The 22,124-nt window shown below is 45.4% G+C and carries 32 protein-coding genes; all 32 read left to right on the plus strand.

The features are described 5' to 3' along the window. Window positions 1–25: 25 nt before the first annotated feature. The 32 genes from rpoC to rplQ all read left to right on the plus strand — a co-directional run bounded on the left by rpoC (window position 26) and on the right by rplQ (window position 22,050). Entirely contained in the window at window positions 26–4,141 is a 4,116-nt protein-coding gene (gene rpoC / locus H6849_02925) for a DNA-directed RNA polymerase subunit beta' (protein ID USO01911.1), read from the plus strand. A 185-nt stretch (window positions 4,142–4,326) separates the two neighbouring features. Beyond that, entirely contained in the window at window positions 4,327–4,698 is a 372-nt protein-coding gene (locus H6849_02930; GenBank protein USO01035.1) for a 30S ribosomal protein S12, read from the plus strand. 16 nt (window positions 4,699–4,714) lie between these two features. Further along, entirely contained in the window at window positions 4,715–5,185 is a 471-nt protein-coding gene (gene rpsG / locus H6849_02935; GenBank protein ID USO01036.1) for a 30S ribosomal protein S7, read from the plus strand. Window positions 5,186–5,212: 27 nt separating this feature from the next. Continuing rightward, window positions 5,213–7,288, plus strand: a complete 2,076-nt coding sequence (gene fusA, locus H6849_02940) for an elongation factor G (protein USO01037.1) — start codon at window positions 5,213–5,215, stop codon at window positions 7,286–7,288. 14 nt (window positions 7,289–7,302) lie between these two features. Beyond that, window positions 7,303–8,493, plus strand: coding sequence for an elongation factor Tu (gene tuf / locus H6849_02945; protein USO01038.1), 1,191 nt, complete (start codon window positions 7,303–7,305; stop codon window positions 8,491–8,493). Between the two features lie 14 nt (window positions 8,494–8,507). Further along, entirely contained in the window at window positions 8,508–8,816 is a 309-nt protein-coding gene (rpsJ, locus tag H6849_02950; protein USO01039.1) for a 30S ribosomal protein S10, read from the plus strand. Between the two features lie 6 nt (window positions 8,817–8,822). Then, window positions 8,823–9,590 (plus strand): 50S ribosomal protein L3, encoded by a 768-nt coding sequence (gene rplC / locus H6849_02955; protein ID USO01912.1) that lies wholly within the window; start codon window positions 8,823–8,825, stop codon window positions 9,588–9,590. Window positions 9,591–9,602: 12 nt separating this feature from the next. After that, complete coding sequence (gene rplD / locus H6849_02960) at window positions 9,603–10,226, plus strand: 50S ribosomal protein L4 (GenBank protein USO01040.1); 624 nt, start codon at window positions 9,603–9,605, stop codon at window positions 10,224–10,226. Next, window positions 10,219–10,524, plus strand: coding sequence for a 50S ribosomal protein L23 (locus H6849_02965; protein ID USO01041.1), 306 nt, complete (start codon window positions 10,219–10,221; stop codon window positions 10,522–10,524). The genes rplD and H6849_02965 overlap by 8 nt, the downstream gene beginning before the upstream one ends. Next, window positions 10,521–11,351, plus strand: coding sequence for a 50S ribosomal protein L2 (gene rplB / locus H6849_02970; protein USO01042.1), 831 nt, complete (start codon window positions 10,521–10,523; stop codon window positions 11,349–11,351). The genes H6849_02965 and rplB overlap by 4 nt, the downstream gene beginning before the upstream one ends. Before the next feature lie 15 nt (window positions 11,352–11,366). Continuing rightward, entirely contained in the window at window positions 11,367–11,645 is a 279-nt protein-coding gene (rpsS, locus tag H6849_02975) for a 30S ribosomal protein S19 (protein ID USO01043.1), read from the plus strand. Further along, window positions 11,608–12,021, plus strand: a complete 414-nt coding sequence (gene rplV, locus H6849_02980; protein ID USO01913.1) for a 50S ribosomal protein L22 — start codon at window positions 11,608–11,610, stop codon at window positions 12,019–12,021. Before rpsS ends, rplV begins: the two co-directional genes overlap by 38 nt. After that, the gene (gene rpsC / locus H6849_02985; protein ID USO01044.1) at window positions 12,021–12,686 is read left to right on the plus strand and encodes a 30S ribosomal protein S3; all 666 of its coding nucleotides are present in this window, start codon (window positions 12,021–12,023) and stop codon (window positions 12,684–12,686) included. Before rplV ends, rpsC begins: the two co-directional genes overlap by 1 nt. A gap of 9 nt (window positions 12,687–12,695) precedes the next feature. Beyond that, window positions 12,696–13,109, plus strand: coding sequence for a 50S ribosomal protein L16 (rplP, locus tag H6849_02990; GenBank protein ID USO01045.1), 414 nt, complete (start codon window positions 12,696–12,698; stop codon window positions 13,107–13,109). Window positions 13,110–13,130: 21 nt separating this feature from the next. Further along, a complete protein-coding gene (locus H6849_02995; protein USO01914.1) occupies window positions 13,131–13,304 on the plus strand; it encodes a 50S ribosomal protein L29 in 174 nt (57 codons plus the stop codon). A 12-nt stretch (window positions 13,305–13,316) separates the two neighbouring features. Then, window positions 13,317–13,565 carry a 30S ribosomal protein S17 gene (gene rpsQ, locus H6849_03000; GenBank protein ID USO01046.1) on the plus strand — a complete coding sequence of 83 codons (249 nt, stop codon included), beginning with the start codon at window positions 13,317–13,319 and terminating at the stop codon, window positions 13,563–13,565. Then, complete coding sequence (rplN, locus tag H6849_03005) at window positions 13,562–13,930, plus strand: 50S ribosomal protein L14 (protein ID USO01047.1); 369 nt, start codon at window positions 13,562–13,564, stop codon at window positions 13,928–13,930. The genes rpsQ and rplN overlap by 4 nt, the downstream gene beginning before the upstream one ends. Continuing rightward, window positions 13,930–14,247 carry a 50S ribosomal protein L24 gene (gene rplX, locus H6849_03010; GenBank protein ID USO01048.1) on the plus strand — a complete coding sequence of 106 codons (318 nt, stop codon included), beginning with the start codon at window positions 13,930–13,932 and terminating at the stop codon, window positions 14,245–14,247. The genes rplN and rplX overlap by 1 nt, the downstream gene beginning before the upstream one ends. An 8-nt stretch (window positions 14,248–14,255) precedes the next feature. Further along, window positions 14,256–14,795, plus strand: coding sequence for a 50S ribosomal protein L5 (rplE, locus tag H6849_03015; protein ID USO01049.1), 540 nt, complete (start codon window positions 14,256–14,258; stop codon window positions 14,793–14,795). 13 nt (window positions 14,796–14,808) lie between these two features. Beyond that, entirely contained in the window at window positions 14,809–15,114 is a 306-nt protein-coding gene (gene rpsN / locus H6849_03020; GenBank protein ID USO01050.1) for a 30S ribosomal protein S14, read from the plus strand. A 2-nt stretch (window positions 15,115–15,116) separates the two neighbouring features. Next, window positions 15,117–15,512, plus strand: a complete 396-nt coding sequence (rpsH, locus tag H6849_03025; protein USO01051.1) for a 30S ribosomal protein S8 — start codon at window positions 15,117–15,119, stop codon at window positions 15,510–15,512. A gap of 8 nt (window positions 15,513–15,520) precedes the next feature. Next, window positions 15,521–16,054 carry a 50S ribosomal protein L6 gene (gene rplF / locus H6849_03030; protein ID USO01052.1) on the plus strand — a complete coding sequence of 178 codons (534 nt, stop codon included), beginning with the start codon at window positions 15,521–15,523 and terminating at the stop codon, window positions 16,052–16,054. Continuing rightward, a complete protein-coding gene (gene rplR, locus H6849_03035) occupies window positions 16,051–16,413 on the plus strand; it encodes a 50S ribosomal protein L18 (protein ID USO01053.1) in 363 nt (120 codons plus the stop codon). Before rplF ends, rplR begins: the two co-directional genes overlap by 4 nt. Before the next feature lie 9 nt (window positions 16,414–16,422). Further along, window positions 16,423–16,974: a 30S ribosomal protein S5 gene (gene rpsE, locus H6849_03040; protein USO01054.1), complete on the plus strand. Its 552-nt coding sequence runs from the start codon at window positions 16,423–16,425 to the stop codon at window positions 16,972–16,974. Beyond that, complete coding sequence (rpmD, locus tag H6849_03045) at window positions 16,967–17,155, plus strand: 50S ribosomal protein L30 (protein USO01055.1); 189 nt, start codon at window positions 16,967–16,969, stop codon at window positions 17,153–17,155. Before rpsE ends, rpmD begins: the two co-directional genes overlap by 8 nt. Before the next feature lie 12 nt (window positions 17,156–17,167). Beyond that, window positions 17,168–17,662, plus strand: a complete 495-nt coding sequence (locus H6849_03050; protein ID USO01056.1) for a 50S ribosomal protein L15 — start codon at window positions 17,168–17,170, stop codon at window positions 17,660–17,662. A 29-nt stretch (window positions 17,663–17,691) separates the two neighbouring features. Next, entirely contained in the window at window positions 17,692–19,038 is a 1,347-nt protein-coding gene (secY, locus tag H6849_03055) for a preprotein translocase subunit SecY (GenBank protein USO01057.1), read from the plus strand. After that, window positions 19,038–19,682 carry a nucleoside monophosphate kinase gene (locus tag H6849_03060; protein ID USO01058.1) on the plus strand — a complete coding sequence of 215 codons (645 nt, stop codon included), beginning with the start codon at window positions 19,038–19,040 and terminating at the stop codon, window positions 19,680–19,682. Before secY ends, H6849_03060 begins: the two co-directional genes overlap by 1 nt. Before the next feature lie 67 nt (window positions 19,683–19,749). After that, entirely contained in the window at window positions 19,750–20,118 is a 369-nt protein-coding gene (rpsM, locus tag H6849_03065; protein USO01059.1) for a 30S ribosomal protein S13, read from the plus strand. Window positions 20,119–20,127: 9 nt separating this feature from the next. Further along, window positions 20,128–20,517: a 30S ribosomal protein S11 gene (gene rpsK / locus H6849_03070; GenBank protein ID USO01060.1), complete on the plus strand. Its 390-nt coding sequence runs from the start codon at window positions 20,128–20,130 to the stop codon at window positions 20,515–20,517. 66 nt (window positions 20,518–20,583) lie between these two features. Then, window positions 20,584–21,597 carry a DNA-directed RNA polymerase subunit alpha gene (locus H6849_03075; protein USO01915.1) on the plus strand — a complete coding sequence of 338 codons (1,014 nt, stop codon included), beginning with the start codon at window positions 20,584–20,586 and terminating at the stop codon, window positions 21,595–21,597. An 18-nt stretch (window positions 21,598–21,615) separates the two neighbouring features. Next, entirely contained in the window at window positions 21,616–22,050 is a 435-nt protein-coding gene (gene rplQ, locus H6849_03080) for a 50S ribosomal protein L17 (protein USO01061.1), read from the plus strand. The last annotated feature ends 74 nt before the right edge of the window (window positions 22,051–22,124 follow it).

Here is a 22,124-nt window from a genome sequence, read left to right on the forward strand (position 1 = left end):
CGGGAGTAAAACCTTGTCTACTCAAATAGCACGCTTACTAAAAACAGACTCTCAAACGCCGCAAAGTATTGAAAGCTTGCGGATTACGGTTGCAAGTCCGGAACAAATTCGGTCATGGTCATATGGTGAGGTAAAAAAACCAGAAACCATCAACTACAGGACCTTTAAGCCTGAAAAGGAAGGTCTTTTCTGTGCACGCATATTTGGCCCTGTAAAAGATTATGAGTGTTTGTGTGGTAAGTACAAGCGCATGAAGTACCGGGGCGTCATCTGTGAAAAGTGCGGTGTTGAGGTTACGCTTTCAAAGGTTCGGCGTGAGCGTATGGGGCATATTGAACTTGCCAGTCCTGTTGCTCATATTTGGTTTACCAAGTCACTCCCAAGTCGCTTGGCTTTAGCGCTTGAGTTTACGCTTAAAGATCTAGAGAAAATTTTATATTTTGAGAGTTTTGTCGTCATTGATCCGGGAATGACTTCTTTGAGTCCTCGGCAACTTTTGACAGAACAAGAATATTGGGATGCTCAGGATCAATTTGGTGAAGATACATTTAAGGCGGGAATTGGTGCCGAGGCACTGAAGGAACTTTTAAGCAACATCAGCCTAAAGAAAGAGCAAGAATTATTGCGCGAAGAGCTTAAAACAAGCAATTCTGAGATGCGGCGCAAAAAAATTGTGAAGCGGTTGCAGCTTGTGGAGGCCTTTATCGAGTCCGGCACAAAACCAGAGTGGATGATTATGGACGTGGTGCCTGTGATTCCTCCGGACTTGCGTCCGCTCGTTCCTCTTGATGGGGGGCGCTTTGCTACCTCTGATCTAAACGATCTGTATCGCAGGGTTATTAATCGTAACAATCGTCTTAAGCGTCTTCTTGAGTTGCGCGCACCAGACATTATTGTACGCAATGAGAAGCGCATGTTACAAGAAGCGGTAGATGCGCTTTTTGACAACGGCCGTCGAGGGCGTCCAATGGCAGGAACAAATAAGCGTCCACTGAAGTCTCTTTCGGACATGCTAAAGGGTAAACAGGGACGTTTCCGGCAGAACCTTCTCGGAAAGCGTGTCGATTACTCGGGTCGTTCTGTTATTACCGTGGGCCCTGAACTTAAGCTTCACCAGTGCGGGTTGCCGAAAAAAATGGCCTTGGAGCTTTTTAAACCATTTGTTTTTTCGCGGCTTGAAAAATATGGGTTGGCCGCAACTATCAAGGCGGCAAAACGAATGGTTGAGCGTGAACGTCCTGAGGTTTGGGATATTCTCGAGGAAGTTATTCGCGAACACCCCGTTCTTCTGAACCGCGCACCAACCCTGCATCGCTTGGGGATTCAGGCTTTTGAACCAAAGCTTGTTGAAGGAAAAGCAATTCAGTTACATCCTTTGGTCTGTACAGCCTTTAATGCGGACTTTGATGGCGATCAAATGGCTGTTCATGTCCCGCTTTCGGTTGAGGCACAGTTAGAATCTCGGGTTCTTTCAATGTCAACGAATAATATTTTGCATCCTGCAAATGGGCGCCCAATTATTAATCCTACAAAAGATATGGTTCTTGGTATTTACTACCTGTCTCTTTCTCGTGAGGCAGAAAAAGGGGAGGGAATGGTTTTCTCAACCCTTAGTGAAATTGAATATGCGCTGAGCGAGAAAATTGTTTCGCTCCACGCAAGAGTCAAGGCTCGCTATGAGTTTGTGGATGAGTTTGGTGCGCTTCAAACAACAATTATCCACACGACACCTGGTCGTATGATTCTGGCAGATTCCTTGCCTAAGCACGCCAAGTTGGGGTACAGTCTTGTGGATCGTGAGCTAACATCAAAAGAAATTTCAGCAATTCTTGATGAAGTTTACCGTCACTGCGGTCAAAAAGATGCTGTGATCTTTGCTGATCATATTATGGCCCTTGGATTTAAGTATGCAACGCTGTCAGGTGTTTCTTTTGGTAAGGATGATCTCATTGTTCCAGAGGAGAAAAAAGAACTTGTTGACGAGACGCGTGCGCGCACGAACGAATACGAACAACAGTTCCTTGATGGTCTTATTACGCAAGGCGAGAAATATAATAAGGTTGTTGATGCCTGGACCAGTTGCACAAATAAGATCAGTGATGCCTTAATGAAGCGTTTGTCTCGCATTGAGCCTGGAAAGCCATTGAATTCTGTTTACATGATGGCTCATTCTGGTGCGCGTGGTTCGGCAAACCAAATGAAACAGCTTGCGGGCATGCGTGGTCTTATGGCTAAGTCTACCGGCGAAATTATTGAAACGCCCATTACGTCAAACTTTAAGGAAGGGTTGACAGTCCTGGAATACTTTACGTCAACGTATGGAGCGCGTAAGGGTCTTGCTGACACAGCGCTTAAAACGGCTAACTCTGGATATTTAACGCGTCGTCTTGTGGATGTTGCGCAAGATGTGATTATTCATGAAGAAGATTGTGGTACAACGCGTGGTCTTGAGGTTGCTGCGGTGATGGATGGTAGTGAGGTTATTACTGCGCTTGCCGAGCGTATTCTGGGACGTGTTCCGCTTGGAGATGTTCTGCATCCACAAACGGGTGACATTCTTGCCCCTGCCAATGAGATTATTGAAGAGTCTCATGTATCTGCCATTGAAGCGGCTGGTGTTGAGAAAATTAAGGTGCGCTCTGTATTGACTTGTGAGGCAAAACTTGGGGTGTGTGGTAAGTGCTATGGTCGCGACCTTGCACGAGGAACACCGGTGAATATGGGTGAGGCTGTAGGAGTTATTGCGGCTCAGTCAATTGGCGAGCCGGGGACTCAATTGACGATGCGCACATTCCATATTGGGGGTGCGGCTCAACGTGACACAGAACGTTCAAGTATTGAATCTTCGGTGGAGGGCGTTTTGACTTTTGCAAATAAGAACCTTGTGTCTACGCCGGATGGGACAGATGTTGTGATGGGTCGTTATTGTGAGCTTGTTATTCTTGACAAAAATAACTCAGAAAAGGCACGCCATCGGGTTCCTTATGGTGCACGCATTCTTGTGAAGGAAGATGCCACTGTTCAAAAAGGGCAAAAAATAGCTGAATGGGATCCCTATACAATGCCTATTATTGCGGAGGCTGATGGTGTAGCCCATCATGTGGATGTTGTGGATGGTATCTCTATGCGTGAGGTTTTGGATGAAAGTACAGGCATGTCCAGTCGGGTAATTACCGATTGGCGTCAGCATGCACGTGGTGGCGATTTGAAGCCGCGCATTATTCTGCGCGACTCAAAAGACAAACAGCTGAAGCTCCCTAATGGATCTGAGGCTCGCTATTTTATTCCTGTTGATGCAGTCCTAACAGTTGAGTCTGGTTCACAGGTGTCCCGTGGAGAAACCATTGCTCGTATTCCACGAGAGTCCACAAAAACACGTGATATTACCGGAGGTCTACCGCGTGTTGTTGAGTTATTTGAGGCCCGCAAGCCAAAAGATCACGCAATTATTAGTGAGATTGATGGACGAGTTGAATTTGCGAAGGATTATAAGGCAAAACGTCGGATTATTATTCGGCCGATGGGTGAAGAGGGTGAGCCAGTTGAGCACTTTGTGCCACGTGGCAAGCACATCGTTGTTATGGATGGTGATGAAGTACGTCGCGGAGATGTGATTGTAGACGGTAGTGTTGTTCCGCATGATATTCTACGTGTTCTCGGTTCCGAAGCTTTGGTTGCCTATTTGACCGATGAGGTGCAGGAAGTTTATAGACTGCAGGGGGTTCGGATCAATGACAAGCATATTGAGGTTATCGTTCGTCAAATGCTTCAAAAGGTCGAGGTTTCCGATCCAGGAGATACCACCCTCCTTATCGGTGAACAGATTGATAAAGAAACACTTGCACAGATCAATGCAAAAGCGGATGCAGAGGGATTACGATTGGCTCAAACATTCCCGGTTCTCCAGGGAATTACAAAAGCCTCATTGCATACAAAATCCTTTTTGTCTGCGGCCTCTTTCCAAGAAACGACACGTGTTCTCACAGAAGCAGCTGTTGCTGGAAAAATAGACACGCTTGAGGGATTGAAGGAAAACATCATTGTGGGTCGCCTGATTCCAGCTGGAACGGGAGCAGCTATGAATCGTGTTCATGCCTCTCTTGGTCCTAAGCCTCATCCTGAGAGCTTACCGGAAAACTAAGTAGAAAATCTTGTGGAATTTTGTGAAGGGTGGGGTTCTGCGCCACCCTTTTTTGCATTTCTCATAGAAGAGAACTGGAAATAATTGGAAAATTAGTGTTTTTTTTCTTTTTGCTATTGCGAAATTGGGCAAATTCCATTATCTGTCAGGACACGAGATATAATTGATTAGAAGGAAGGGGTTTTATGCCCACAATTAATCAGCTGATTCGCAAGCCGCGTAAAACACAAGAGCTTCGTGATAAGTCACCGGCCCTAAAGGATTGCCCACAGAGGCGCGGCGTATGTACGCGTGTGGGAACCGTAAAACCAAAGAAACCGAACTCCGCGCTTCGTAAGATTGCGCGTACTCGCCTTACAACGGGTATGGAGGTCACGAGTTATATTCCGGGTGAGGGTCATAACCTCCAAGAGCACTCAGTTGTGTTGGTGCGTGGTGGTCGTGTGCCTGACTTGCCTGGTGTGCGCTATCATATTGTCCGTGGGTCTCTAGATACCCAGGGTGTGAAGGATCGTCGTCAGGGTCGCTCAAAATACGGCGCGAAGCGTCCGAAGTAATCGAGGAGAAAGAAAAATGTCACGTCGCCACGCTGCAGAAAAGCGGAAAATTAATAAGGACCCCAAGTACGGGAGTATTGTTGTTTCAAAATTTATCAACAGCCTGATGTGGGATGGTAAGCGATCCTTGGCGGAGACAATTTTTTACCAAGCTGTGGGCTTAGCTGAGGGGCGTGCTAAAAAAGACGGTATTGAAATTTTTAGCTCTGCCCTTGATAATGTGCGGCCTGCCCTGGAGGTCCGTTCCCGCCGTGTTGGTGGTGCCACGTATCAAGTTCCTTCCGAGGTTCGTCAGGATCGCGCTCAAGCTTTGGCTATTCGTTGGTTGATTAATTCCGCGCGTGCACGATCAGAAAAAACAATGACAGATCGTCTTTGTGGGGAGATGTTGGATGCTTCAGAGGGTCGTGGTTCGGCAGTGAAGAAGCGCGAAGACACGCACAAAATGGCTGAGGCAAATCGGGCTTTTGCTCATTTTCGTTGGTAATTAGTAAGAAAACTTAAGGTTAGCATAATGACGACAAAGACACCTCTGAACATGTATCGCAATATCGGCATTATGGCCCATATTGATGCGGGAAAGACAACCACTACGGAGCGTGTTCTTTACTACACCGGTCGTTCGTACAAGATTGGTGAGGTGCACGAGGGTGCTGCAACTATGGACTGGATGGAGCAAGAGCAGGAGCGTGGTATCACGATTACTTCTGCGGCGACAACGTGTTTCTGGAATGATCATCGGATTAATATTATTGATACCCCTGGTCACGTAGACTTCACAATTGAGGTTGAGCGTTCTTTGCGTGTTCTTGATGGTGCTGTTGCGGTATTCGACAGTGTTGCGGGTGTTGAGCCTCAGTCGGAGACAGTCTGGCGCCAGGCAGATAAATATCGTGTGCCGCGGATGTGTTTTGTAAATAAAATGGACCGTACCGGTGCTGATTTTTATCGTTGTGTTGCTATGATGATTGATCGTTTGGGTGCTAGCCCCCTCGTTTTGCAGCTTCCAATTGGCTCTGAGGTGGATTTTTCTGGTGTTGTGGATCTTATCAATAATCGTGCAATTGTTTGGAAAAACGAAGAGCTTGGTGCAAAATTTGATTATGTCGATATTCCTTCAGATCTCCAAGAAAAAGCGGCTGAATATCGCACAAAGCTCATTGAGGCGGCTGTGGAGCAGGATGATGCTGCCATGGAGGCGTATTTGAATGGGGAGGAGGTTTCCGTTGATGTTTTGAAGAAGTGTATCCGTAGGGGTACTTTAAGCTCTTCGTTTGTCCCTGTTTTGTGTGGCACTGCTTTTAAAAATAAGGGTGTTCAGCCACTTCTTGATGCTGTGGTTGATTATTTGCCTTCACCACTTGATGTGGGTGCTGTTAAGGGTGTTGCTATGAACGGCGAGGCCGAGGTTTTGCGTAATCCTGACGTGAGTGAGCCTTTTTCGGCGCTGGCCTTTAAAATTGCTACAGATCCGTTTGTTGGGTCCTTAACCTTTGCTCGTATCTATTCGGGAAGACTTGAGGCTGGTGTAACAGTTTTGAACAGTGTGAAGGACAACAAAGAGCGCATCGGGCGTATGCTTCTCATGCATGCAAATTCTCGTGAGGACATTAAATTTGCTGAAGCTGGTGATATCGTGGCTTTATGTGGTCTTAAGAATACGACGACTGGAGAAACGCTGTGTGATCTCTCAAAGCCTGTTATTCTCGAGCGCATGGAATTTCCGGAGCCTGTCATTGAGGCGGCTGTGGAGCCAAAAACAAAGGCTGATCAAGAGAAGATGGGTATTGCTTTGGGCCGCTTAGCGGCAGAGGACCCTTCACTGCGTGTATCAAGTGACCCTGAGTCAGGTCAGACAGTTATTAAAGGAATGGGTGAGCTTCACCTGGATATTATTGTTGATCGTATGCGTCGCGAATTTAAAGTTGATGCTACAATGGGTGCGCCACAAGTGGCTTATCGTGAAACAATTACGAAGCCTTTTGAGGTTGACTATACCCATAAAAAACAAAGTGGTGGTTCGGGGCAGTTTGCTCGCGTTAAGGTTTTGTTTGAGCCGCAGGATCCGGGTGTTCCTTTTACATTTGAAAGTAAAATTGTTGGTGGCTCTGTGCCAAAAGAGTATATTCCTGGCGTCCAAAAAGGTATTGTCTCAGCTATGGGGAGTGGTGTTATTGCTGGTTTCCCTGTTATTGACTTTAAAGCAACGCTTCTTGATGGTGCCTACCATGATGTTGATTCGAGTGTTCTGGCTTTTGAGATTGCTGCTCGCGCGGCTTTTCGAGAGGGCATCGGTAAGGCGTCTCCATGCTTGCTTGAGCCGATGATGAAGGTCGAAGTTGTGACGCCTGAGGACTACATGGGAGACGTCATCGGGGACCTTAATAGTCGACGCGGTCAAATGCAGGGGATGGATGACCGTGGTAATGCCCGCGTTATTAATGCCCATGTTCCACTAGCGTGCATGTTTGGTTATGTGAATACGTTGCGTTCAATGACCCAGGGTCGTGCGCAATATACAATGCAGTTTGATCATTATGCGCAGGTTCCACACAATATTGCTGAGGAAGTCAAGGCAAACTTAGGTTAATCAGGAGAGACAACATGTCGAAAGAGAAGTTTTTGCGGGATAAGCCGCATTGTAATATAGGAACGATTGGTCACGTGGATCACGGTAAGACGACGTTGACCGCAGCGATTACGAAGGTGTTGTCTGAGTCTGGTGGAGCGGTGTTTAAGGCGTATGATCAGATTGATGGAGCTCCTGAGGAGCGTGCGCGTGGTATTACGATTTCGACGGCCCACGTAGAGTATGAGACAGGCAATCGTCATTATGCGCATGTGGACTGTCCTGGTCATGCGGACTATGTGAAGAATATGATTACCGGTGCGGCTCAGATGGATGGAGCTATTTTGGTTGTTTCTGCTGCTGATGGTCCGATGCCTCAGACCCGGGAGCATATTTTGTTGGCGCGTCAGGTTGGTGTTCCAGCGATTGTTGTTTTTATGAACAAGGTTGATCAGGTTGATGATCCTGAGTTGTTGGAGTTGGTTGAGCTTGAGATCCGTGAGCTGTTATCGAGCTATGATTTTCCTGGTGATGATATTCCTGTGGTGAAGGGTTCTGCGTTGTGTGCGCTTGAGAATCGTGATGCGGAGCGTGGTTCTGAGGCGATTAAGTCACTGATGAGTGAGGTTGATCGTTATATACCTCAGCCTGAGCGTGCGGTAGACAAGCCGTTTTTGATGCCTGTTGAAGATGTGTTTTCGATTTCTGGTCGTGGTACGGTTGTGACGGGACGTATTGAGAGTGGTGTTGTGAAGGTTGGTGAGGAAGTATCGATTGTTGGTGTTCGTGATACGACGAAGACAGTTGTGACGGGTGTTGAGATGTTTCGCAAGCTGTTGGATCAGGGTGAAGCTGGTGATAACGTTGGATTGTTGTTGCGCGGTACGAAGCGTGAGGATGTGGAGCGTGGTCAGGTTTTGGCGAAGCCTGGTTCGATTACCCCTCATACGAAGTTTGAGGGAGAGGTATATATTCTGACGAAGGAAGAGGGTGGTCGTCATACGCCATTTTTTAAGAACTATCGGCCACAGTTTTACTTCCGTACGACGGATGTGACGGGTACGGTTGAGTTACCGGATGGTGTTGAGATGGTTATGCCTGGCGATAACGTGAAAGTGGTTGTTGAGTTAATAGCCCCTATTGCGATGGAAGAGGGGCTGCGTTTTGCTATCCGTGAGGGTGGGCGTACGGTCGGAGCCGGTGTCGTCGCTAAGATTATTAAATAAGGAATTTATACGTAATGAAAAATCAATCAATTCGCATACGCCTTAAGGCATTTGATTATAATGTCTTGGATGAATCGGCATCGCAGATTGTAAATACCGCTCATAACACAGGTGCTAAAGTTCTTGGTCCTATTCCTTTACCTTCAAAGCAGGAAGTTTATACGGTATTACGTTCTCCTCATATTGATAAAAAGTCTCGGGAACAATTTGCTCTGACAACGCACAAGCGATTGTTGGATATTGTGGACTGGACTCCAGAAACGGTAGATGCCCTGATGAAGTTAGACATTGCGGCTGGTGTTAATGTAGAAATTAAGTTGTAGAAAATGATGCGATCAGGATTAATAGCTAAAAAAATTGGCATGACCCGGGTTTTCAACGCCCTTGGCGAGGTCGTTCCGGTGACAGTTCTTCAATATGACTCATGTGTTGTAACTGATGTAAAGAAACCAGAAAAGCACGGTTATGCCGCTGTCCAACTTTCCACGGGGGCCGTGAAAACCAAACGTCTTACTGCTGCGGATCGTGGGCGTTTTTCCGCTAACAGCTTGCTTCCTCGAGCAATTTCACGTGAGTTTCGTCTTGAGGATTCGGAGGGCTATGTCGTCGGCCAAGAGATTGCGATTTCCCATATTGTTGCAGGCCAAAAAGTTGATATTGTTGGGACGTCCATTGGTAAGGGCTTTGCTGGGCCGATGAAGCGTCACAACTTTAGGGGATTACGCGCCAGTCACGGTGTTTCGATAGCGCATCGTAGTCATGGTTCGACAGGTATGTGTCAAGACCCTGGTCGTGTACTAAAGGGAAAAAAAATGGCTGGTCAGATGGGAAATACCCGTGTGACTAAGCAGAATCTTGAAGTTCACGGTGTGGATATCGCTAATAGTCTGATTATGGTGATTGGTTCTGTTCCTGGGCCAAAGAATCAATACGTCACTATATGTGATGCAGTAAAAGGTCCGGGGGTTTCAGACTTACCTTATCCAGCGGCATTTTTAAATGAAAAGTCCCTTGACAACGTACCCCTAAATCAGGCACAAGAACCTACGCGGGATGTCGTATCCAATCCTGTTGTTTCTGAAGATAAAAGCGAATAGTTGAGTGATATAATGAAGCTTAGTGTAAAAACAATTAATGACGTGGTTAAGGGAAGTCTAGAACTTTCTGATGCTGTCTATGGTGTTCCTTATCGCCAAGACATTATTGCCCGCATGGTTACTTGGCAGTTGTCCAAGCGTCAAGCTGGCACACATCAAACAAAAACCATCTCTATGATAAGTGGTACGACCCGTAAGCCTTTTCGACAAAAAGGCACTGGTAATGCACGTCAAGGTAGCTTGCGATCACCCCAGTTTCGTGGTGGAGCAACGATATTTGGTCCCCAGTCACGTTCACATGCACATAAACTTACACGTAAATTTCGTAAGCTTGCTTTAAAAACGGCACTCTCGGAAAAGCTACGTGCGGATAGCTTGTGTGTTTTTGATAATTTTGATCTTTCATCTTTGAAAACTGCCGATTTCGCAAAATCTTTTGCCTCATATCTTCATTTAAAAACTCTTCTTATTGATGTTAAGGAGAAGGTAGGTTTATTGCGCCAAGCTGGTTCTAATCTTCCAAATATTGATGTTTTACCAGTTGAGGGAGTGAATGTTTATGACCTAGTCCGACATAAGCATGTTTTGATTTCCAAAGAGGCTGCAAAGCAGCTTGAGGAGAAGCTCGATGGTTAATATTTTCAATTCTCAAAATGTTTACGCAGGGATTCGCCGGCCTGTGGTTACTGAAAAATCTATGGCTGCTACGACTTTCGGGCGTTATACTTTTGTTGTTTCTCCTGAATTGACAAAAACCCAAATTAAGGGCGCTATTGAGGATTTATATAAAGTTAAGGTTTCGTCTGTTTCTCGCCTTGTGCGCAAAGGAAAGAAAAAAGTGTTTCGTGGTCGTCGTGGCCAGCGATCAGATGTCTCCTATGCGTTTGTGCGTCTACTGTCTGGTTCAATTGATCTTGGAGGTCAAGTGGTATGACCCATTTAAAGACTTTTTCACCATATACCCCATCAACACGCAATACCGTCCTTGTGTCACATGAGGGTCTTTGGAAAGGCCGTCCTATTAAAGTTTTGACGGAGGGTTTGCACAAAAGTGGCGGCCGCAATAATCTTGGTCGTATGACGATGCGCCATCGTGGCGGTGGTCACAAGCGTCTCTATCGTGTTATTGACTTCAAGCGACAGCGCGACGGTCAAAAGGCAACTGTTGAGCGCATTGAGTATGATCCTAATCGTACAGCTCACATCGCCCTCTTGTCTTATGCTGATGGACAAAAAGCTTACATAGTAGCTCCGCAAAAGCTCAGTGCTGGAGATGTGGTGGAGTCTGGTGTAGGTGCTGATATAAAGGTGGGGAACTGCCTTCCTCTTTCCAGTATTCCTGTGGGAACTCTTGTGCACAATTTAGAGCTTAAGCCCCAAAAAGGGGCTCAGTTAGTCCGATCAGCTGGTGCCTTCGCACAAATTGTGGGCCGTGATGATGCATATGTTCAAGTGCGTCTAGGCTCGGGAGAGCTCAGAATGATTTTGGGTGCTTGTCGCGCTACTATTGGTGTTGTATCAAACCCAAATCAAAAAAACATCAAGCTTGGAAAGGCTGGTCGCTCACGTTGGCTGGGTCGCCGCTCATCCGTTCGAGGGGTGGTTATGAACCCTGTTGATCATCCGCATGGTGGCGGCGAGGGGAGAACGTCAGGTGGTCGCCATCCAGTTTCGCCTTGGGGTATTTGTACCAAGGGCAAGAAAACGCGTAACAAGAAGAAGCCTTCTTCAAAGTACATTATACGCAAACGTAAGAACTAACAGAGGAATTTATCAGTGGCACGTTCAGTTTGGAAAGGTCCCTTTGTGGATGGTTATTTGCTTAAAAAAGCAGATGTTGTTCGTGAGTCATCTCGTAATGATGTTATTAAAACATGGTCTCGCAGATCTACAATTTTGCCTAATTTTGTGGGGCTCAACTTCGCTGTTCACAACGGTAATAAGTTCATACCTGTGTATGTGACAGAGGAGATGGTTGGGCACAAGTTTGGTGAGTTTTCCCCAACACGTACATATCATGGGCATGGTGCGGATAAAAAGGCAAAAAGAGGTTAACATGGTACACGAAAAACTCTCACCCGCGGGTCAAAAATTGGCTAAGGCTATTTTGACAAAACTTTCTTGCAGTCCACGAAAGGTAAACCTAGTCTTAGGCCTTATTAGGGGTCAGCCCGTTTCTGCGGCTTTAAAGCAACTGAGGTTTTCGACAAAACGTGTGGCTAATGACGTTCATGGTCTTTTGTTTTCTGCAATTTCAAATGCGGAAAATAACTACGACATGGACGTTGATCGTTTAGTTGTTAATGAGGCCTATGTGGGTAAAAATATGCAGTTAAAGCGTATGCATGCCCGGGCGCGTGGTCGCGGCTCTCGTATAACAAAGGTATTTTCAAATGTTACTATCATACTTACTGAGAAGGAGCTTAACTAATGGGACAAAAGGTTAGGCCAATTGGGCTCCGCTTGGGAATAAACCGCACATGGGACTCTCGTTGGTTTGCTGATCGTGACTATGCCAAGTTACTGCTAGAAGATATTAAAATTCGGGAATTTGTCTTTAAGAATTTTTCTCAAGCGAGTATTTCTCATGTGATTATTGAGCGTCCAGCAAAAAAAATTAATGTTTTTATTCAAACAGCCCGTCCGGGTGTTCTTATTGGCAAAAAAGGTGCTGATATCGATCGTATGAAGAAGCAAATCTCTGCGCTTACCAAAGCAGAGGTTGCGGTTAATATAATGGAAATTCGCAAACCAGAGCTTGATGCAAAACTAGTTGCTGATGGTATTGCCCAACAGCTAGAGCGACGTGTTAGCTACCGTCGTGCTATGAAGCGTGCAATTCAATCATCTGTGCGTATGGGTGCTCAAGGCATCCGTGTTGTTTGCTCGGGTCGGCTAGGTGGTGCTGAGATTGCGCGCACTGAAGAGTATAGAGAGGGGCGTGTTCCCCTTCACACATTGCGGGCAGATATCGATTACGGAGAATCAGCAGCCCTCACAACTTATGGTAAATGTGGTGTGCGGGTTTGGGTCTATCAGGGAGAAATCCTTGAACATGATCCGATGGCTCACGAGCGCAGAATATTTCAACGTTAAGGTATTGTTATGCTAAGTCCTAAAAAAACAAAACACCGTAAGGCCTTTAAGGGGCGCATACATGGTTTGGCTAAGGGGGGGGTAACTCTGAATTTTGGATCCTTTGGTCTGAAAGCTCTTGAGCCTGCTCGCATCACAGCGCGGCAAATTGAATCGGCGCGTCGTGCTATCACACGCCATATTAAACGCTCAGGTCGCGTTTGGATTCGTATATTTCCTGACGTACCTGTCTCGACAAAGCCAGCGGAAGTTCGAATGGGAAGCGGAAAAGGTGCGCCGGAGTTTTGGGCGGCACGTGTGAAGCCGGGGCGTATCATGTTTGAGCTTGACGGAGTTCCTCATGAACTGGCTGTGCGGGCCTTTGAGCTAGCATCAGCAAAGCTTCCTATTAAAACGCGCTTAATCACTCGCTTGGAGCCATAACCTATGTTAAAAATCATCGAGATTCGCAAGAAAAGCCTTGAAGACATCCAGAAGCATGTGGTAGAGAAGAATCGCGAGCTATTAAATTTAAGATTTCGCAAGTCTTCCGGAGATTTGGATAAGACACATCAACTGCGCAGTATTCGTCGTGAAATCGCACGATTTAATACCGTAGCACTTGAAAAAAAGAGTTAATTGGAGTTTTTTATGCCACGTCGAACATTGACAGGTGTAGTTGTGAGTAACAAGTGCGATAAATCAGTAGTCGTAAATGTTTCTCGCCGTGTTACACATGAGAAGTACAAAAAAATTATGACTAAATCAAAGCGCTATATGGCGCATGATGAGCAAAATTCTTGCAACATTGGCGATTTAGTAACAATAATTGAAATTGCTCCAAAGTCTAAACGAAAGACGTGGGAAGTCATGTCTAATCCCCTTGGAGAGCAAAAATGATTCAGATGCAGTCGCGCCTAGATGTTGCTGATAACACAGGAGCAAAAGAAGTTCAGTGTATAAAAGTTTTGGGAGGATCAAAACGGAAGTCAGCAGCTATTGGTGATACAATAGTCGTTAGTGTAAAGAGTGCTATTCCTCGGGGAAAAGTTTCAAAAGGCGACGTGATGAAGGCTGTGATTGTTCGGTCTGCCTATCCACTTAGTCGTCCTGACGGCACGGTGATTCGTTTTGATCGTAATGCAGTGGTTTTGATTAATGCTCAGGGAGAGCCTGTTGGCACTCGCATATTTGGTCCCGTAACCCGAGAACTGCGCGCCAAAAGTTTTATGAAAATCATTTCACTTGCACCAGAGGTAATCTAATGAAAAAATTTAGGCTAAAGCGTGGCGATCAAGTTATTGCTATTGCTGGGAGATCCAAGGGTAAATCAGGCGAGATCATTAAGGTTAATGTCGATAAAAGTACACTGCTTGTCAAGGGCATGAATCTTCTTCACCATTTTGAGCGTGCGTCCGCTTCCTCAAAAGGGGGGGTGGTCCAGAGAGAGTCTCCGATTCATATTTCCAATGTGGCCTTATTGGATCCGAAGACAAAGACCCCGACCAAAGTTGGCTTTGTTTGGGATAAAAATAGTGAAAAAAAGCGTATTGCTAAAAAATCTGGTGAAATAATAGTATAGGTTGTTACGTGTCACGTCTATTTAAACAATATAACGAAAAAATCAGACCTGAGATCATGAAGAAAATGATGTACACTTCTGTCATGCAGGTTCCATCGCTGTCCAAGATAACCTTGAATATGGGAGTTGGCGATGCTGTGCGCGACAAAAAAATTATAGACGGTATCGTTGAGCAGTTGACACTCCTTTCGGGCCAAAAGGCTGTTCCTACTCTGGCGCGCAAGTCTATAGCTGGGTTCAAGCTACGTGAGGGAATGGCTATTGGTGCGAAGGTTACTCTTCGGAAACGCCAAATGTATGAGTTTCTAGATCGGCTGATTAATATTTCCTTGCCCCGCATACGAGACTTTCGAGGGTTGAAAAAGAGATCGTTTGACGGAAAAGGAAACTATTCCTTTGGGATTAAGGAGCAAATCATTTTTCCTGAAATCGATTATGACAAAGTTGATCGCGTACGTGGGCTAGATGTTGTTATCACAACGACTGCAAGCTCCGATGAAGAGGCCCGTGAATTGCTGCAGTCATTTAATTTACCCTTAATACTATAGGAGTTTTCATCTAATGGCACGCAAATGTTTGGTTGAAAAAACAAAACGTAATATAAAAAAATGCGCAGGAGCTCGTACATCTCGGCAAAAACTAAAAGCCCTGATCAATGATAAAAACCTTCCTATGGATGAGCGTTTTTCTGCTCAGATGAAGCTCTCTCAACGTTCCCGTAATGAGTCCCCTGTCCGTATACGCACTCGCTGTGCGCTGACAGGTCGTCCAAGGGCCGTGTATAAGCGCTTTGGTCTGAGTCGTATTGCCTTACGTGATCTGGGTTCTTTTGGTTTAATCCCTGGTCTAAAGAAAGTGAGTTGGTAACTATGAATATTAATGATCCTATCGGTGATTTAATCACCCGTATTCGCAATGGTTATATGCGTCGCCACGACTTTGTGCTTGCCCCCGTTTCTCGGATGCGGACTTCTATCTTAACTGTTTTGAAAGAAAACGGTTATATCAGTGACTTTTCTCAAAAAAAAGTTGGTAAGTTTGATCAATTGCAGATAAAGCTAAGGTATACCCATGGTGTTCCTGGAATTGAAGAAATTGTGCGGGTAAGTAAACCGGGAAGACGGGTGTATACATCTGTGGCAGATCTACCCCGGGTTTACAATGGCCTTGGTGTCTCTGTTCTTTCCACTCCTAAGGGTGTTCTTGCCGATTCGACAGCCCGTGCCCAGTCAGTTGGTGGTGAATATCTGTTTAAAGTATTTTAGGAAATATTATGTCTCGTGTTGGTAAAAACCCTGTAATCATTCCTGAATCTGTTCGATGCACCCTTGCGGGTAACCTGCTGACAGTAATTGGAAAATTTGGTGAGTTGACCGTTTCTCTCGTTGATGAGTTACTCGTAGAGCACAAAAATCAACAAATTCTCGTGTCTCCCAAGAAGAAAGATCGTAAGTCCCTTTCTCTTTGGGGTACATATCGGTCGTTAATAGCCAATGCTGTAAGTGATGTGGATCAGGGATATGTGAAGCGCCTTGAGATTAATGGCGTCGGATATCGTGCGGCACTCAAGGGTAACGACTTGTCGATGCAGCTTGGCTATAGCCATGATGTTGTTGTCCCTATTCCGGAGGGCATCACGGTTGTTTGTGAGAAGCCAACGTTACTTACCATTACTGGGTTTAATCGCCAACAAACGGGTGAGTTTGCGGCGAAAGTCCGCTCTTTTCGCTTGCCGGAGCCCTATAAAGGTAAGGGAATAAAGTATGCCAACGAGCATATTGTACGTAAGGAAGGAAAGAAAAAGTGATAGCTAAAGTTGATCGCACGCTTCGTAGAAAGCAGAGAACTCGTCGCCAACTGTTGCTTCGTGCGGCAGGATCAGTTCGTTTGTCTGTTCATCGATCAAATCGATATGTATACGCTCAGTTAATTGATGATAGCAAATCTTGTACCCTTGCGTCGGCATCATCTCTGGATCCTCTTCTGCGTGAAAAGCTAAAGAACTATAGTAATTCTCTAGCAGCAAAGGAAGTTGGAAGGCTGATTGCGGAGCGAGCAAAAAAAACGGGGGTGTCCGCTGTTGTTTTTGATCGCGGCTCGCTGGCGTATCATGGTTGTGTGAAATCTCTAGCTGATGCGGCACGCGAAGCTGGCTTAAAATTCTGAGGAAAATAAATGTCCAGAAATACAGGTGATAATGTTCGTCAAGATCGTCAAGAGTCAGGCCTTGTTGAGAAGCTTGTTTCTATTCAGCGCGTTTCTAAGGTTGTGAAAGGTGGTCGACGAATGGGTTTTTCTGCTACTGTTGTAGTAGGCGATGGTAAAGGGCGTGTTGGTTATGGTCATGGCAAGGCCCGTGAAGTTCCAGATGCTGTCAATAAAGCAACAAACCAGGCTAAGGCAACACTGCATCATGTTCCTTTGCGAGAAGGCAGAACTCTTCATTATGATATTATAGGTCGCCATGGTGCCGCTCGTGTTGTTATGCGGTCAGCTCCTCCTGGTACCGGTGTGATCGCCGGTGGCCCGATGAGAGCAGTTTTTGAAGCCGTCGGAATCCAGGATATCGTGGGAAAATCTCTGGGTTCGTCTAACCCCGGCAACATGGTGCGTGCAACCTTTGAAGCTCTCGCCCGAATGAATTCTCCAAAAGGTATTGCTGCGCGTCGAGGCAAGCGAACAGTTGATATCGTAACTCGTCGTTCAGAGGAGACAGAAAATGCCTAACATATCTAAAGTGAAGGTAACCCAAGTTGGGAGTTCTCTACGTAGACCTCAATACCAGCTTCAGAATTTGAAAGGTCTTGGGCTTGGAAAAATGCACAGATTCCGTATTCTCGAGAACACCCCTATGGTCCAAGGCATGATTCGTAAAGTGAATCACTTAGTTAAGGTAGAAACTGTCTAAAAGAGCTGAATTATGTTATTAAATACTATTAAAGACAACTGTAACTCTCGTTCAAAATCAAAACGAGTTGGTCGCGGCATCGGGTCTGGCAAAGGAAAAACTTCTGGATCTGGGCAAAAAGGACAAAAAGCTCGTACAGGCGTTGCTCTTAAGGGATACGAGGGAGGGCAGATGCCCTATTATCGTCGTCTCCCCAAGCGTGGCTTCACGAATCGGAACATGATTGTTTTTGACGTGATAAACCTAGGGGCTCTTTCACAAGCTGTCACGGAAAAGCGCATCGACGGATCAAAGCCTGTGACTGTCGATGTCCTTAAGGCTGCTGGTATGTTGAACCGTCATGCGAAGACATTCAAGGTTTTGGCCAAAGGCGATCTTACGCATCCACTAGTTCTTCAAACAGCTCATTATTCAGAAGCGGCAAAAGAGGCCATCTTGAAATCAAAGGGGGAGATTCTGTCTCCAGTGGATAACAATACAAACGAGTCTATTTCCAAGTCGTCTTAGATTACTAATCTGTGTCATGAGGGGGATCAATGACGTCTACATTCGAGCGTATGCTCTCAAATATTGACTATAGTGCTTTTGGTAAATCAGAAGATCTAAAAAAGCGTATATACTTTACCCTCGCCGCACTTATCGTCTATCGTTTGGGTACTTTTCTTCCATTGCCTGGCGTTGACCCGGGGATTATGGCTAGTGTTGCCACCGAGCAAAGCAAAGGTCTCTTGGCTTATCTCAATACATTTTCAGGTGGGGCCCTTGAGCGAATGACTATTTTTGCTCTTGGAATTATGCCCTATATTAGTGCGAGCATCATTGTTCAGCTCCTTAGTTCTGTGATGCCATCACTTGAGGCTCTCAAGAAAGATGGAGAACAGGGTCGCAAGCGCATGAACCAGTATACGCGCTACCTAACAGTATTCTTAGCCATAGTGCAGGGATATGGTATGGCTGTTGGTCTTGAGATTATGACATCAAATGGCGTTTCTGCTGTTATTTACCCAGGAATTTTCTTTCGTCTTACTTCTGTTGTAACCTTAACAGGTGGCACGCTGTTTCTTATGTGGTTGGGTGAGCAAATTACTTCCAGAGGTATAGGCAATGGCGTTTCCTTGCTAATTTTTGCTGGAATTGTTGCTAACCTTCCTCGAGCAGTTCAGTCAACTCTTGAGCTTGGGATGTTGCAAAAATCTTCGGTTCTATTCATCTTGGGAGTTTTCTCCTTAGTTATTGGAATGATCGCCATTATTGTTTTTATGGAACGAGCACAACGGAGAATTTTGATTCAATATCCTCGACGTCAGGTAGGAAAAAAGATTATTGGTGGTGAAAACTCACACTTACCAATTAAAATTAACGTTTCGGGTGTGATACCCCCCATCTTTGCAAGCTCTATCTTGGTTCTTTTTTCTACCTTGGCTACTTTACTGGCATCAAAATCGGAAAGTGTTTTTGGTAACCTTCCGATCTATCTTTCTGGGGGTCACCCGATTCGAATGTTTATATTTGTTTTGTTTATTCTGTTTTTTGCATTCTTTTATACCTCAATTGTCTTTAATCCAGTTGAAACAGCTGAAAATCTCAAAAAAAATGGTGCTTTTGTTTTGGGATATAGACCAGGTGATGATACAGCAAACTATTTCGACTATGTTCTGACACGCCTGACGGTCGTTGGTGCTCTGTATCTTGCTTTTATATGCGCAATACCGGAATTTTTAATGACAAAAGTTAATATCCCATTCTATCTAGGGGGCACCAGCTTGTTAATTGTTGTAGGCGTTGCTATGGATACTGTTGCTCAGGTTCATTCCCATTTACTTGCTCATCAGTACAAATCTTTGATTAATAAATCACAGATTGGGGCCCGGAGCTCACGCTGATGGTTGTTTTGTTGATGGGACCTCCTGGTTGCGGAAAGGGTACGCAGGCCAAGCTTCTAGTGGAAAAACATGGCTTTTCTCACATCTCCACGGGGGATCTTATTCGTGCAGAGGCCTACTCCCAGAGTGATCGTGCGCGTGATTTAAGAGAAACAATTGATCAGGGTAATCTTGTTTCGGATGAAATTATCTTGGATCTTGTGAGTGAAAAGCTCTCTAATCCTCAGAAAGCTTATTTATGTGATGGATTCCCACGTACCCTTAGTCAAGTTTATGGCCTAGATACTGTTCTATGTAATAAAAGCATGCGTATTTCTGCCGTTGTTCACTTTCATATTCCAGATGATTTGATTATCGAGAGGCTTTCTGGGCGCCTCAGTTGTGTTCAGTGTAAGGCAATTTATAACTTGCTCTATAATCCCCCAACAAATAACCTGATATGTGATGCGTGTGGAGCAAATCTTCTACAACGCAGTGATGACGAGCCAGCAGCTATTCGCAAGCGTCTAACCCTTCATCACGAAAAATCAGCACCAATCTTAGCCGTATATGAGGGTCGTGGAATTTTGCACACGATCTCAGGAGCTCCGTCTCCTGAAGCCGTTTTTGGGGCTTTGGAAAAAATATTAAAAAACACACACTAATTACTTGACTTACCTGGTGAATCTTCTGTAGATTTCGCTAGTTATCTTTACTATTAAGGAGATCCGAGTGGCTCGTATAGCAGGCGTAAACGTTCCTTCAGAAAAACGTGTAATTATAGGCCTCCAGTATGTTTATGGAATTGGTCCTCACGGTGCTCAACAAATCTGTGAGCAAATGAAGATCAAGGATTCCATGCGTGTGCATGAATTAACAGATGAGGATCTTCTTCGCTTGCGCGAATTGATAGAAGCTAATTATAAAGTTGAAGGAGATCTCCGTCGTGAGGTTTCTATGAACATGAAGCGTCTTATGGATCTTAAAACATATCGTGGCCTTCGTCATCGCCGTAATTTGCCCGTTCATGGACAGCGTACACATACAAACGCCCGGACACGTCGCGGGCGTGCCGTTGCCATTGCGGGTAAAAAGAAATAAGGGATAAAAATGAGTAAAACACCTTCACGCGTCAAGCGTCGCGCCAGGAAGAATATACCAACAGGAATCGCACATATTCAGTGTACATTCAACAATACAATAGTCACCATTACCGATGTTCACGGTAATTCCATAGCTGCATCGTCCGCTGGCGCTGTGGGATTTAAGGGATCTCGTAAGTCAACTCCCTTTGCAGCGCAGCTGGCTGCAGAAGATGTTGCAACAAAAGCAAAAGAGCATGGTCTTGTGACCTTGAGCGTTGAGGTTTATGGCCCAGGCAGTGGGCGTGAAACAGCATTGCGGGCGCTTGTGGCTTCGGGATTGAATGTTACATCAATTCGGGACGTTACGCCTGTTCCTCACAATGGTGTTCGTCCACCAAAGCGTCGCCGTGTGTAAGTACGCCGATTAAGTCAAGTATGCGTTCAACGAGCAGTTAGAGGTTCATCAGTGGCACAGCAAAATATCCAAAACAATTGGCAAGCATTAATTCGTCCCTTCAAGTTAGACTTGAAGACAAATAACTCCTCCGAATATGTGGGAACAGTAGTTGCGGAGCCTCTCGAAAAAGGCTTTGGGTTGACTATTGGAAATGCCTTGCGTCGGGTCTTGCTTTCCTCATTACAAGGTGCTGCTGCGACAACTGTCAAGTTTGATAGTGCCGTGCACGAGTTTAGTACGATTGAGGGAGTAAAAGAGGACATTCCAGAGATAATCTTGAACATTAAGGGGCTTTGTTTTAAGAAAAAATCAGAATCTCCCGCACGTGTTACGTTAAATGTCTCTCGCTCGGGCCCTGTTTATGCCCGAGATTTGACAATTCCTGCGGATGTTGAGCTGCTCAACCCTGATGCTTTTATATGCACGCTTGATGCGACTGCTACGTTGAAAATGGAAATGACTGTTGACTCTGGTAAGGGTTATATTCCCGCTTCGATGAATCGTACAGATGACCTCCCTGTGGGTGTTATCCCCATTGACTCCTGGTTTAGTCCTGTTCGGAAAGTTTCTTATAAGGTCGACAATACCCGTGTCGGTCAAGTAACAAACTATGATAAACTCAGTCTTTTTGTGGAAACAAATGGCTCTATGCGTCCCGAAGATGCTGTTGCGATTGCTGCACGCATTTTGCAAGATCAACTCCAGCAATTTATAAACTTTGATGAACCTGAGGACATTGCTCTTGAGAAGCGAGATGCGGATCTTCCCTTTAACCGTAACCTTTTGCGTCGTGTTGAAGAATTAGAGCTTTCAGTTCGTTCGGCAAACTGTTTAAAAAATGAAAATATTGTCTATATTGGTGATCTTGTCCAAAAGACAGAGCAAGAGATGCTAAAAACACCTAACTTTGGTCGCAAGTCCTTGAATGAAATCAAGGCTGTTCTCTCTGAAATGGGTCTTGATTTGGGTATGAATACGCCAGACTGGCCCCCAGAAGACGTGGATGCATTGACCAAAAAAATCGAAGAACCATTTTAATTACGAAGGAAACTCATTATGCGTCATAAACTATCCGGACGTAAGCTCAATCGCACCAGTGCACATCGCAAAGCCTTGCTTCGCAATATGGCCTGCTCCCTCGTTAAATTTGAGCAGATTAAGACGACCTTGCCAAAAGCTAAAGAGCTCCGTCCATACATTGAGAAGCTTGTGACGAAAGCGCGCTTAGGCACCCTCGCTGCGCGTCGTGACATTCTCTCTTCCATACAAGATCGTGAACTTGTTTCCAAGATGATGGACACTCTTGCTGATCGTTATCGTAAGCGTCCAGGGGGTTATGTGCGTATTATTCGAAGTGGTTTTCGCTACGGCGATAATGCCCCGATGGCCTATATTGAGTTTGTTGAGCGTGATCTTTCGGCTAAACCAGCGATGCCTCGGGAGGCAACAGAGGATTTAAATGATTCCTCTGCCGCCTCTGCCTCCGCATAACACCCGATACATTCTTTTTGGAACTACTGAGTGGCTCTGTTTGTGTAGGGTCACTCTTTGTTATTTGAAAATTT

The sequence above is a fragment of the Alphaproteobacteria bacterium genome, from assembly GCA_023898725.1.
Lineage (GTDB): Bacteria > Pseudomonadota > Alphaproteobacteria > JAUHZC01 > JAUHZC01.

What these genes read in the sequence shown, in the direction of transcription:
- rpsN (USO01050.1), top strand. Translation starts at nt 14,809, where the DNA reads ATGGCACGCAAATGTTTGGTTGAAAAAACAAAACGTAATATAAAAAAA.
- rplX (USO01048.1), top strand. Translation starts at nt 13,930, where the DNA reads ATGAAAAAATTTAGGCTAAAGCGTGGCGATCAAGTTATTGCTATTGCT.
- H6849_03050 (USO01056.1), top strand. Translation starts at nt 17,168, where the DNA reads ATGTTATTAAATACTATTAAAGACAACTGTAACTCTCGTTCAAAATCA.
- rpsE (USO01054.1), top strand. Translation starts at nt 16,423, where the DNA reads ATGTCCAGAAATACAGGTGATAATGTTCGTCAAGATCGTCAAGAGTCA.
- rpsJ (USO01039.1), top strand. Translation starts at nt 8,508, where the DNA reads ATGAAAAATCAATCAATTCGCATACGCCTTAAGGCATTTGATTATAAT.
- rpsH (USO01051.1), top strand. Translation starts at nt 15,117, where the DNA reads ATGAATATTAATGATCCTATCGGTGATTTAATCACCCGTATTCGCAAT.
- H6849_02965 (USO01041.1), top strand. Translation starts at nt 10,219, where the DNA reads ATGGTTAATATTTTCAATTCTCAAAATGTTTACGCAGGGATTCGCCGG.
- rplC (USO01912.1), top strand. Translation starts at nt 8,823, where the DNA reads ATGCGATCAGGATTAATAGCTAAAAAAATTGGCATGACCCGGGTTTTC.
- rplN (USO01047.1), top strand. Translation starts at nt 13,562, where the DNA reads ATGATTCAGATGCAGTCGCGCCTAGATGTTGCTGATAACACAGGAGCA.
- rpmD (USO01055.1), top strand. Translation starts at nt 16,967, where the DNA reads ATGCCTAACATATCTAAAGTGAAGGTAACCCAAGTTGGGAGTTCTCTA.
- rpsG (USO01036.1), top strand. Translation starts at nt 4,715, where the DNA reads ATGTCACGTCGCCACGCTGCAGAAAAGCGGAAAATTAATAAGGACCCC.
- H6849_02930 (USO01035.1), top strand. Translation starts at nt 4,327, where the DNA reads ATGCCCACAATTAATCAGCTGATTCGCAAGCCGCGTAAAACACAAGAG.
- rplQ (USO01061.1), top strand. Translation starts at nt 21,616, where the DNA reads ATGCGTCATAAACTATCCGGACGTAAGCTCAATCGCACCAGTGCACAT.
- H6849_03060 (USO01058.1), top strand. Translation starts at nt 19,038, where the DNA reads ATGGTTGTTTTGTTGATGGGACCTCCTGGTTGCGGAAAGGGTACGCAG.
- rplF (USO01052.1), top strand. Translation starts at nt 15,521, where the DNA reads ATGTCTCGTGTTGGTAAAAACCCTGTAATCATTCCTGAATCTGTTCGA.
- rpsC (USO01044.1), top strand. Translation starts at nt 12,021, where the DNA reads ATGGGACAAAAGGTTAGGCCAATTGGGCTCCGCTTGGGAATAAACCGC.
- secY (USO01057.1), top strand. Translation starts at nt 17,692, where the DNA reads ATGACGTCTACATTCGAGCGTATGCTCTCAAATATTGACTATAGTGCT.
- rpsK (USO01060.1), top strand. Translation starts at nt 20,128, where the DNA reads ATGAGTAAAACACCTTCACGCGTCAAGCGTCGCGCCAGGAAGAATATA.
- rplP (USO01045.1), top strand. Translation starts at nt 12,696, where the DNA reads ATGCTAAGTCCTAAAAAAACAAAACACCGTAAGGCCTTTAAGGGGCGC.
- rplB (USO01042.1), top strand. Translation starts at nt 10,521, where the DNA reads ATGACCCATTTAAAGACTTTTTCACCATATACCCCATCAACACGCAAT.
- rplV (USO01913.1), top strand. Translation starts at nt 11,608, where the DNA reads ATGGGCATGGTGCGGATAAAAAGGCAAAAAGAGGTTAACATGGTACAC.
- rplD (USO01040.1), top strand. Translation starts at nt 9,603, where the DNA reads ATGAAGCTTAGTGTAAAAACAATTAATGACGTGGTTAAGGGAAGTCTA.
- fusA (USO01037.1), top strand. Translation starts at nt 5,213, where the DNA reads ATGACGACAAAGACACCTCTGAACATGTATCGCAATATCGGCATTATG.
- tuf (USO01038.1), top strand. Translation starts at nt 7,303, where the DNA reads ATGTCGAAAGAGAAGTTTTTGCGGGATAAGCCGCATTGTAATATAGGA.
- rpsQ (USO01046.1), top strand. Translation starts at nt 13,317, where the DNA reads ATGCCACGTCGAACATTGACAGGTGTAGTTGTGAGTAACAAGTGCGAT.